This window comes from Bradyrhizobium sp. Mp27, assembly GCF_029953005.1.
GTDB classification, from domain to species: Bacteria; Pseudomonadota; Alphaproteobacteria; order Rhizobiales; family Xanthobacteraceae; genus Bradyrhizobium; species Bradyrhizobium barranii.
The window spans coordinates 1-9058 of record NZ_JASAUS010000221.1 but is presented as its reverse complement, the minus strand read 5'-3'; the positions used below and the strand labels follow the sequence as shown (position 1 = coordinate 9058).

The 9058-nt window shown below is 62.3% G+C and carries 9 protein-coding genes; 2 read left to right on the top strand and 7 right to left on the bottom strand.

The annotated features are described in order from the left end of the window. A partial coding sequence (locus QJT78_RS45800; protein WP_281460657.1) for a hypothetical protein occupies positions 1–313 on the bottom strand: 313 nt, incomplete at its 3' end. Between the two features lie 777 nt (positions 314–1090). Between QJT78_RS45800 and QJT78_RS45795 the strand changes: the two genes are divergently transcribed. Continuing rightward, complete coding sequence (locus tag QJT78_RS45795; RefSeq protein WP_049807751.1) at positions 1091–1342, top strand: hypothetical protein; 252 nt, start codon at positions 1091–1093, stop codon at positions 1340–1342. A 383-nt stretch (positions 1343–1725) separates the two neighbouring features. On the opposite strand, the gene QJT78_RS45790 is transcribed toward QJT78_RS45795, so the two are convergent. Together QJT78_RS45790 and QJT78_RS45785 are read right to left on the bottom strand one after the other, a co-directional pair. Beyond that, positions 1726–2607 carry a L,D-transpeptidase gene (locus tag QJT78_RS45790; protein ID WP_038943947.1) on the bottom strand — a complete coding sequence of 294 codons (882 nt, stop codon included), beginning with the start codon at positions 2605–2607 and terminating at the stop codon, positions 1726–1728. A 345-nt stretch (positions 2608–2952) separates the two neighbouring features. After that, a complete protein-coding gene (locus tag QJT78_RS45785; RefSeq protein ID WP_014496561.1) occupies positions 2953–3693 on the bottom strand; it encodes a prolyl oligopeptidase family serine peptidase in 741 nt (246 codons plus the stop codon). Between QJT78_RS45785 and QJT78_RS45780 the strand changes: the two genes are divergently transcribed. Next, the gene (locus tag QJT78_RS45780) at positions 3692–3913 is read left to right on the top strand and encodes a hypothetical protein (protein ID WP_028151029.1); all 222 of its coding nucleotides are present in this window, start codon (positions 3692–3694) and stop codon (positions 3911–3913) included. The two genes, QJT78_RS45785 and QJT78_RS45780, sit on opposite strands and share 2 nt — an antisense overlap. Before the next feature lie 110 nt (positions 3914–4023). On the opposite strand, the gene QJT78_RS45775 is transcribed toward QJT78_RS45780, so the two are convergent. From QJT78_RS45775 to QJT78_RS45760, 4 genes are all read right to left on the bottom strand, one after another. Beyond that, positions 4024–4812 carry a helix-turn-helix transcriptional regulator gene (locus QJT78_RS45775; protein WP_038943945.1) on the bottom strand — a complete coding sequence of 263 codons (789 nt, stop codon included), beginning with the start codon at positions 4810–4812 and terminating at the stop codon, positions 4024–4026. A 258-nt stretch (positions 4813–5070) separates the two neighbouring features. Next, positions 5071–6276: an LLM class flavin-dependent oxidoreductase gene (locus QJT78_RS45770; RefSeq protein ID WP_028151030.1), complete on the bottom strand. Its 1206-nt coding sequence runs from the start codon at positions 6274–6276 to the stop codon at positions 5071–5073. Positions 6277–6381: 105 nt separating this feature from the next. Further along, positions 6382–7620, bottom strand: coding sequence for an acyltransferase family protein (locus tag QJT78_RS45765; RefSeq protein WP_028151031.1), 1239 nt, complete (start codon positions 7618–7620; stop codon positions 6382–6384). Between the two features lie 87 nt (positions 7621–7707). Next, complete coding sequence (locus QJT78_RS45760) at positions 7708–8817, bottom strand: helix-turn-helix domain-containing protein (protein ID WP_028151032.1); 1110 nt, start codon at positions 8815–8817, stop codon at positions 7708–7710. Between the last annotated feature and the right edge of the window lie 241 nt (positions 8818–9058).

The window sequence follows — 9058 nt, the reverse complement described above, 5'->3', positions numbered from 1 at the left end:
CGGTACCGCGATCTGACCAATCGCGGCAAGCGAAGTCGCTGTCAGCGCGCCGGCAATACAGCTTGCTTGCCAAATCTTCAATATCGCCAGCCGCGCGGCCGCGGCCCCCCAATCGATCCAACCACAGATCCTCGTGTTCAGCCTGGCCCCAATCCGGCATCGATTTATCTTTTGGATTCGCCACAACGAAGGCGTGAGGCTGGACGGCTCGCATTTTCTCACTGGCTGTTGCGGCCAAGACGCACTGGACAGCGATGCTGACCAACTTCGGAATTCGATCTTTCCGTCTGTTTGCTTTGTAAGCGAACGCCATGTCAGTTGAGCTGCAAGCCGTATCCGCACCACAGTGCCGATCGTCGCGATGGCGCGCTCCGCTGTATCGCGTCCTCAGAGTCTGCTCAGGGTCAAAAGCCGAGCCGCGGCACGAAGGCGATCGGCGCTTCCTTCCGCATCTTTGCGAGCATCGGATAGGGATCGGCCCAGAACGAAGCAGGGTCGATGTCGATGCGCGGCGCGGTGCTCAAGGCGGTCTCCCCTGATGCTCGTGTGCTTCAGGCCAGACTAGCGAACTCCGCCGCCAGCGCTGTCCCTAGCAATAGGGACGGACGGCATTGGGGCGTGTCGTCACGAGCCGGGTGACACGCGGTCGCGATAGCGGGGTCCGCATGGCCCACAACGGCGGACATCGACAAACGCGTGAGCGGACGTTTGTTAAGGGCAATTCCGCCCGTCCGCCCCCAATAGCCCCGAGCAACGATCTATTAATCGTGAGCGCGCGCCTCACGTGCGACTTGATCGATTATCGCTTAAGTTGCAATCGATATGATTGAAATCCTTGGTGAAAATCGCATGCAAACATACGATTGGGCTGTTGTCCTGTACTACATGTGGCCAGTCATCTTGATACCTGCGGGATGGATCCTGTTAGGGCGATTGTGCCGGGAACGCGCAGCTTCCGGGGCATCGATGATTGAGTTGCGGGAGCAGCACCTCACAGAAACATATCGGACGAGTGCTGCGATGGAGAGGATCGCAGCTGTTCTCGAGAAAGACCGCAGGAACTGATCAGAGTTGCTTTAGGAGGTTGTGGATGACCGTGGGCGAAATACTGCTTGCGATGTACTCTTGGTGGCCGTTCATCCTGATAGTGGGTGGATCGACCTTAGCAATGCGTGTGATGCGCCAACGCACTTCGTCGGGCGCCACGATGATTGATCTATATGAGCAGCAGATTGCCGAAACGCGCAGAACGAACGCAGGCTTGGAGCGGATCGCTGCAGCGCTTGAGCTTGGGGTTGGCAGAGCACAATCCCAAGTCGATGGAAGTGGCGAAACCGTTTGAATTCGCAAAATATCGGCGAGACGACATCGATGGTACGGCGGTGAAGCACCCCAATTCAAGGAAGCATCGATCCATTTGGCGACTCCACTGGAGTCCGGATCGCGCGGGCATCGCATGGATGATGGTGTCAGTAATTGTCGCGGTCACCATCTTTGCGGCAGTTGTAGTTTACTATCCTTTCCTACCACAGCGGAACGCCAGTGCGGGCTTTGGACCCGACTGGGATTGCACACATCACCCGAGCGGCGAACCCACTTGCATCAAGAAGATCGCTCGGTAAATCAGCAATACGCGCGGCTCGTTAAGGGCCAGCAGCTGACCTAAACGCGACGACCTGAATTGCCTCCTTGTCCTCAGTTGCAAACCGAGGGCGGAGGACTGACTTAGCGGGCTTCGGCGATCTTCGGTCCAGATGGCAACATCTGCGCGTTAGCCGCCAAGGGCCGCTTCGACGGCGATGCCGGGTCCGGCAACCGGAAAGCGGCGTCGGTCGGCGCTCCCTGGGAGGGCCTGCGGGCGGCGGTTGCCGGAAGCACGATCACTTTCGCTCCGACTTTCACCCGCTCATAGAGGTCCGTGACGTCGTCATTGGTCAGCCGGATACAGCCGGACGACACCTTCTTCCCGATCGTATCGGGGTTGTTGGTGCCGTGAATGCGATATTCGGTCTCGCCGAGATACATCGCCCGGGCGCCGAGCGGATTGCCGGGACCGCCCGCCATGAACCGCGGCAGATAAGGCTGACGCGAGACCATCTCCACAGGCGGATGCCAATCCGGCCATTCTGCCTTACGGGCCACAGTCTGTTCACCGGACCATGTGAAACCCTCGCGGCCAACACCGATGCCGTAGCGCATCGCCTGCCTGTCGTTCAGAACGAAATAGAGGAATGTGTTTCCGGTATCGATGATCACGGTGCCCGGCGCCTGACGGCTGGCGTAGTCAACCACCTGCCGGACAAGTGCTCCGGGAACGCCAGCGTCGGCTTTGGGTGGTTCGACCAGAGGCGCCGGGGCCGGGATCGGAGCCGGGACCGGAATCGCAGCCGGAGCTGGCGCTGATGCACGAACTGGAGTCGACACGTAAACCGGAGTTGACGACGCCTGGGCCTGTTGTGCGGACGGTTTTCGTATCGGTTGCACGTCCGCCGGGCCAGACAGCAAGCTATACCCCACGACGGCGACGGCCACGGCGCCAATCGCAACTCTCGCGGCCATGGGTATTGCGAGGGCCTCTGTCTTCTTACGTTTGGCCCGCTTGCTCATGTCTTTCCCCAGGTCACCATGCCTGGAAGAGGTACCCGGCAAGATTTAAGAAACTTCGAAGCGATGTCGCACGGACTGGAACCGTTAGTCGTGGTTAACGCCGAACTCTTGTTCGGCAACATAAAATTGGGCGTACCGCTCGATATTCAGGTCGCGACGAGGACGACGCGCTTCTCATCGCGAAACGAGTCGAGGTCTGAATCGCCCGGCGGAGCGGACACGCTCCGCTCCTTCATTGACGGCGGCTTCGGGCCACGAGCGGAAGTCGTTCAGACGGACTTCCCGCATCTATCCGCCGCCATTCGGCCGTCGTCGCAGACCTACAGGCTGAGCGACTCCGCGCGGTCAGTTTTCCGCTTTCTTGGCCTCGTTCAACGCACTAATGATTGCCTTGATGGTGCCTTCCGCAGCCGCGGCATTGTATCCGACATGGTAGCCATGGAAAACGTGGATTGGCTCGTGATCTTCGAAGCTGTGGTTCGCCCCCTTCCACAGCACCGTCTTCACGGGAATCGACCGCTTGCTCTCGGCCATCTGGCCGCAGAGGATGGGGCTGGTCGCCTCGTCCTTCTCTGCTAGGAAGAGATGGACCGGGGCGTAGAACTCGACGTTCTTCATCAAATAACAGGACGGCTGCATCGCGAAGCCGCCCGCGAACATGTGCTCGTGCAGGTCGCCGATCGCCCGGTTCATGATGATCAAGGTCGTGGTCGCACCGTTGCTGCGGCCAAGGACGTAGACCCGCTTGGGATCGGCGATCTTCTGTCCGATGAGCCAGTCCAGCGCCGCATACGCATCGTCAGCCCGGCGCCGCGCCCAAGTCAACTGGCTGGGATCCGAGCAGACGCCGTCGGGTCCCAATCCCCGGCTGCCGAAGCTGTCGAGCAGGAGAACACCATAGCCTGCTCCGACCAATCTGCCGCCGTAGTCGCGCCCCCATTTCCTCTCGACCCGGCCGAACCCGTCGCAGCCGTGCAGCATGATCACGAAGGGGATTGGTCCCTTGGCGCCCTGCGGCCGCATAATGTCCGCCGACAGTTCGCCCTCGGCCTTTACCTTGCCCTTTTCCTCGACGGTGCCGTCCATGAAATTTTTCGACCTGCCGTCGATGTATTCGTTGCCGGGAATCCAAGGCAAGGACTGCGCTGAAGTATGCCAAGGTATCTTGACCGTCTCAGCACGCGCAGATGAGAACGACAAAACAGCGACTATTGAGAGTATGATTTGCCTCATTGGAAATTGCACCTTTGCCCCCTTGATTCTGGTCAACACCATATCCGACTTGGGAAAGCGTAAGTATCCTTGAAGAGGATTCGCGCCGCGATGTCGGCCTCGGGTCAAAAGGCGACGATCCCCGTGGGCGGACCGCATGTCCGCTTTGCCCTCGGAAGCAGATATCGCGGACTTAGTATCCCCTCAGTTCAGACCGCGCGGACCCGCGAGCAGGCCCAGCACGATCGAAAATAATTCGTTCTGCGAGGAGATGCCGAGCCGCTCATAGGCGCGCTTGCGGTAGGTCAGGGTCGAATGCAGGCTGATGCCGAGCGCTTGCGAGATCGCCTCGGAGCTGAAGCCGAGCAGGATGCGGCGGCAGACGTCCTGCTCGCGCGGCGTCAGCGCGGAGAGTGGCGCGCGCGTTGCGAACAACGCGGCGAGGTTCTGGTCGGGCGTCGCGGTGTCCGCCTGCTGGAAATGACGCGCAACGCTGGCGCTGATCGCAGGCGCAATGGCCTGAAGCCGCGCACGCTCGACGTCGCCAAAGCGGCCCTGGGCGGTGATGCGGTAGAAATTGACATAGAAGCAGATGTCGCCGACCCAGATTGCTGTCGCATATTTGTCGACGATATCAGAGTCATTGAAGAAGATTTTCCGGTAGCGCGCGCCATACATGCGCGGCGCGAACGACGGCAGCATGATCGGCGCGCTGCCCTCGCCTTCGAACAGCGCATCACGATTGGGATCGGATTCGTGGAACTGACCGGCATAGGCCGCGCCGAGATCGCTGCCGATCGGGATGTTGCCGGCGTCGAGCAGGCAACTCGCCGCGCCGGTGCGCGTCAGGGCGAACACCATGCAATGGCCGACGCCGGCCTGCCGGCGCAACGTGTCGATGAGGACATTCGGGAAATCAGGTCGGCCGATGGCGAGCACCGCGGGCGCGATGTCGTTCGCCGCTGGAGTTGAAGCCATGCCGTGGGGCCGCATCGGTTTCCTCCGCCAAAGTTCTTTTGGCGGACGATATCAGCAAGAGGATTTGGCAGGAAGTCGGCTGGGTCGGCGTATGCCGCCTTCTGGGTCCCGGCTCTGCGCAGCAACGCTACGCGTTCCAGCGCGTCCGGGACACGAGAGTGTTGCTGGTCGCTACGGAAGATGGTCTCATGCCCCGGACGCAGCGCAGCGCTTCTTCAGCGGTGCGCTGCAGAGCCGGGGCCCATGCCGCAACAACGGAAACGCCTGAGCCCCCTACCCCGCCGTGGCCTTCGCCGGCGCGACGTTGATCGCGAGCTTGCCGTAGCGGTCCGTAAACGCCTCCGTGTCGATCTCCTCCAGCTTGATCTCACCACTCATGACGCCCTGCTTCCAGGCCGCCTGGGCCGGATCGTTCTGGAACTCCGGCATTACCTCGCGGCCGAACAGCTCCAGCGATTCGCAGATGTGCTCGTGGCTGTTCTTGCCGGCCTGGTTGAGCAGGATGACCTGGTCGATATGCGACGACTGGAAGCGCTTCAGCTTCCTGCGGATGGTCTCGGGCGAGCCGATCAGGCCGCCGCGCAGCGCGGCCTCCTGTGCTTCCGGATTGTCGCGCTTCCACTTGTTGTACTCGTCCCACATGTTGACGGTGTAGGGCGCGGGACGCTGGCGGTTCTGCGAGGCGCCGTAGAAGCGCAGCGCGAACTGGAAGAAGGTGGCGCCGTCGGCGCGCGCACGCGCCTCCTCGTCGGTCTTCGCGCACATGAAGAACGACACCAGCGCCATGTTCGGGTTGATCTCGTAGTCGGCGAGCTTGTGCAATCGCTTGGTCATCGCGTTGTAATAGGCGTGCACCCAGGCATGCGCGGCATCGGCGCTGACGAACTGGAAGCCGAGCGCGCCAAAGCCGTGACGGCCGGCGCGTTCGATGGTCGGCAGCTGCGAGCAGGCCATCCACAGCGGCGGATGCGGCTTCTGCACCGGTTTCGGCACGACATTGCGCAAGGGAATGTCGAAATACTTGCCGTGGTGCTCGCTCCCCGCATCCTTGAACATCGGGAAGATCGCCTGCACCGCCTCCTCAAAGACCTCCTTCTTGGTCTCCATGTCGCGGCCGAACGGCGTGAGCTCGGTGATGGAGGCGCTCTCCCCCATGCCGAATTCGCAGCGGCCGTTGGAGAGCAGGTCGAGCACCGCGACGCGCTCGGCGACGCGCGCCGGATGATTGGTGGTGAGCTGGAGAATGCCGTGGCCGAGCCGGATGTTTTTCGTGCGCTGGCTCGCGGCAGCGAGGAACGATTCCGGCGAGGGCGAGTGCGAGTACTCTTCAAGGAAGTGATGCTCGACGACCCAGGCGTGGTCGTAGCCGAGCTTGTCGGCAAGTTCCATCTGCGAGAGCGCGTTCTGGTAGAGCTTCAGCTCGTCGCCGGCCACCCAGGGCCGTGGCAGCTGCAGCTCATAGAAGATGCCGAACTTCATGACGCCTCTCCCGCTTATTCTTGTTGCGCTCATCTTAGTGAGCGGAGAGGCGCTGTCTATGGAGCCGCAATTCCGCCGTGCGGGAGAATGACACGACACTTCGCGTTATGGCACGGCGGGCCCTGTGACCGCGGCGGCAGGCGCCGCTTCGCGCCGTGCGCGTCGCCCATTCAGGACCGCGCCGATGAAGGTGAAGCGTACCATCAGATGATAGCTCGCCAACATCGGCGGGATAGCGACGACGAGAATGATCGCGAACTTGACCAGCCCGGGCCAGTCGAGCTGCGACAGCGCGACCTGCAGCACCATCACGATCGGCATGTGGATCAGATAGAGCCAATAGGACGCATCGGCGAGGTAGCGCCGGGTCGGGCTGAAGCCGGACATGAAGCGAAGTGCGAGGCCGAGGACCGCGAAGGTCGAGATCCATATTGCGGGTGCGTAGAGGATGGCGGAGACAAGCCTCAGTGTCGCGAAACTGACCGACAATTTCGGCGTGCCCGGCGCAGACAACATCACACCCGCGAGCACGAAGCTGATCAGGATCAGGACGACCGCGAGCAGGAGGTGCGGCAACCAGCGTCGCTCGATGAGGCGCAGCAGATCGACCTGCCGATGCAGCAGCCAGCCGACGGCGAATGCGGAGCCAAAGCCGATCCAGGCCTGCGCGTTGGTGATGAGCGATTGATCCGGCGTCCTCACACCCATCACGTTGATCCAGCGTTGGTCGAGACAGAATGCGATGCCGATCGGGATCGCCAGAGCAAGGGGGGCCAGCGGACTTCTCATGATCCCTGCGAAGACACGGTCAATCACCACTCGCCACGTACCTGATGCATCGAGCCAGACAAATGCGCCGCGCAGCAGCAGCATGGCGACATAGAGCTCGAGCAGCACATAGATGAACCAGAGATGGGCCAGGGGGAAATTCGGCAGCACCGGCGGCCAGCTGCGGGACCAGCCGCCATTCGGAAAATGCGACGCCCAGATCGCGATGAGGCTCATCGGCGTGAACAGGATCGGCCAACCGATCACGAGCGGCAGCCCAATTCTCTGAAGCCTGTCCCGGACGAAGCCCTGGGTGCCCCGGCGATGAAAGCTCATGCGAGCGAAGAAACCCGCCATCAGGAAGAAGGTCGTCATCCGGAAGACGTGGATCGTGAAGGTCAGCAGGCCCAGCAGCAGGCTTGGATGGGTGTCCTGGATGAACCAGAACCGGGGCGTGGCAGGCACGAACGACATTGCGGCGTGCAGGACGATGCCAAGCAACAGGGCGCCGCCCCTGAGCGCATCGAGAGCGTGGAGCCGTTCCGATGCGGGGGCGGCGGTGGTCAAAGCAGACATGGATGCGCTCATTCCGGTTGGCGAAAGGTTTCCGCCGGACAATCTGCCCAATCGGGGCGCGGCCCTCTCGCCCGATCCAAAAATCGGCTAGCCGATTTCTCGACGCGGTTCGCTGATGTCAGCCCCGTCCGGCCGGCTCAGCGCCTCGCGCCGGAATTCGGTCGGGGTTACGCCGGTCTCGGCCTTGAAGGCGCGGTTGAAAGGTCCGATCGACTGGAAACCCGCATCCATGGCGATGGTCAGCACCGGGACCTCCCGCTGCGTCGCGTCCGAGAGCGCCAGCCTGGCATCCTCGATGCGATAGTGGTTCAGGAACGCATTGAAGTTCCGATAGCCCAGCCCTTCGTTGATGGCCTGGCGAAGCCGGTGCTCGGGAACATCGAGCCGGGCCGCCAACGCCCCGATCGCAAGACCTTCCTGCCGGTAGGCTCTCTCGACGGTCATCAGATGGTCGAGACGCCGTAGCAGAATCGGATCAACGATGACCTGGCCCGCCGGAAAACGATCGGCCTTGCGCGCATCGCCGGATGCAATGGCCGCCGTGGCGTCGTTGACGGGCACGGCCGGCTGTGTGGCAAAAGCCCCCAGTCCGGCGAGCATGGCCACCACGAACAGGCCGAGCGCGGTCGGGAGACTGCCGGGCGCGCCGGGAACCGCGACGGGAATTGCGGCGAAGCCGGCCACGCCGACGGCCGCGATGAGCAGGACATTGATCGCAAGCATCGCCAACCGCAGTCGGCGGCGTCGCGCGACCAGATCGGCCCGCCAGCTCTTGACCGTCTGAACCGCGGCAGCGAGGGCCAGCACCAGGGTACCCAACGCCAGGACTCGACCGCCCGCGCCGGCCAAAGCTGGCCAGTGCGCCCAACCCAGCGTGATCGCAAACCCATAGGCCACGACGCTCAGCCACAGGGCGCCGTGCCACTGCTTCAGCACGAAATCGTCGTCGAACGCCGCGCGCGCCCACAGCCAGAACACGGCAGGCTGCGCGGACAGGATCGGCAACGTCCACCACCAAGCCGTTTTCGGGAAGTTGGGCGCGGTCACGATCGCGTAAAATATGCCGCCCGCGCACATCGCGATGCCCAGCAAAACCTGTTGGCCGGTCACACGGCGCAGTAATGCGACGACAATGATCAGCAGGAACACGCCGCTCGCCGCGCCGCGAAGCCCGAGATCGATGGCCATGAGCCCCATCACACCCTGCCGTCTCCATTGGGGAGCTCAACTCTCGCATCGCCTTCGCGCGTGCACAATCTAAACTTGCGCGTCTGACCGCGGCGGCGGCCATCATCACAACTAGAGCAGTTGATCCAGATCAACGCGTTAGCCCGTCTTATTCGCGAGAGGGCGCCTGAGAGGCTGGCGAGCGTGGTGTAAAGCGCTGATGCGGCGTAGGATTCGGTTGCGAAGCCACCCCATCACCTTCAACCGCGAA

Excerpts from the sequence above, each read along its gene's own strand:
- QJT78_RS45790 (WP_038943947.1), bottom strand. The coding sequence starts at position 2,607 with ATGAGCAAGCGGGCCAAACGTAAGAAGACAGAGGCCCTCGCAATACCC.
- QJT78_RS45785 (WP_014496561.1), bottom strand. The coding sequence starts at position 3,693 with ATGGACGGCACCGTCGAGGAAAAGGGCAAGGTAAAGGCCGAGGGCGAA.
- QJT78_RS45765 (WP_028151031.1), bottom strand. The coding sequence starts at position 7,620 with ATGTCTGCTTTGACCACCGCCGCCCCCGCATCGGAACGGCTCCACGCT.
- QJT78_RS45780 (WP_028151029.1), top strand. The coding sequence starts at position 3,692 with ATGAAATTTTTCGACCTGCCGTCGATGTATTCGTTGCCGGGAATCCAA.
- QJT78_RS45795 (WP_049807751.1), top strand. The coding sequence starts at position 1,091 with ATGACCGTGGGCGAAATACTGCTTGCGATGTACTCTTGGTGGCCGTTC.
- QJT78_RS45760 (WP_028151032.1), bottom strand. The coding sequence starts at position 8,817 with ATGGGGCTCATGGCCATCGATCTCGGGCTTCGCGGCGCGGCGAGCGGC.
- QJT78_RS45775 (WP_038943945.1), bottom strand. The coding sequence starts at position 4,812 with ATGCGGCCCCACGGCATGGCTTCAACTCCAGCGGCGAACGACATCGCG.
- QJT78_RS45770 (WP_028151030.1), bottom strand. The coding sequence starts at position 6,276 with ATGAAGTTCGGCATCTTCTATGAGCTGCAGCTGCCACGGCCCTGGGTG.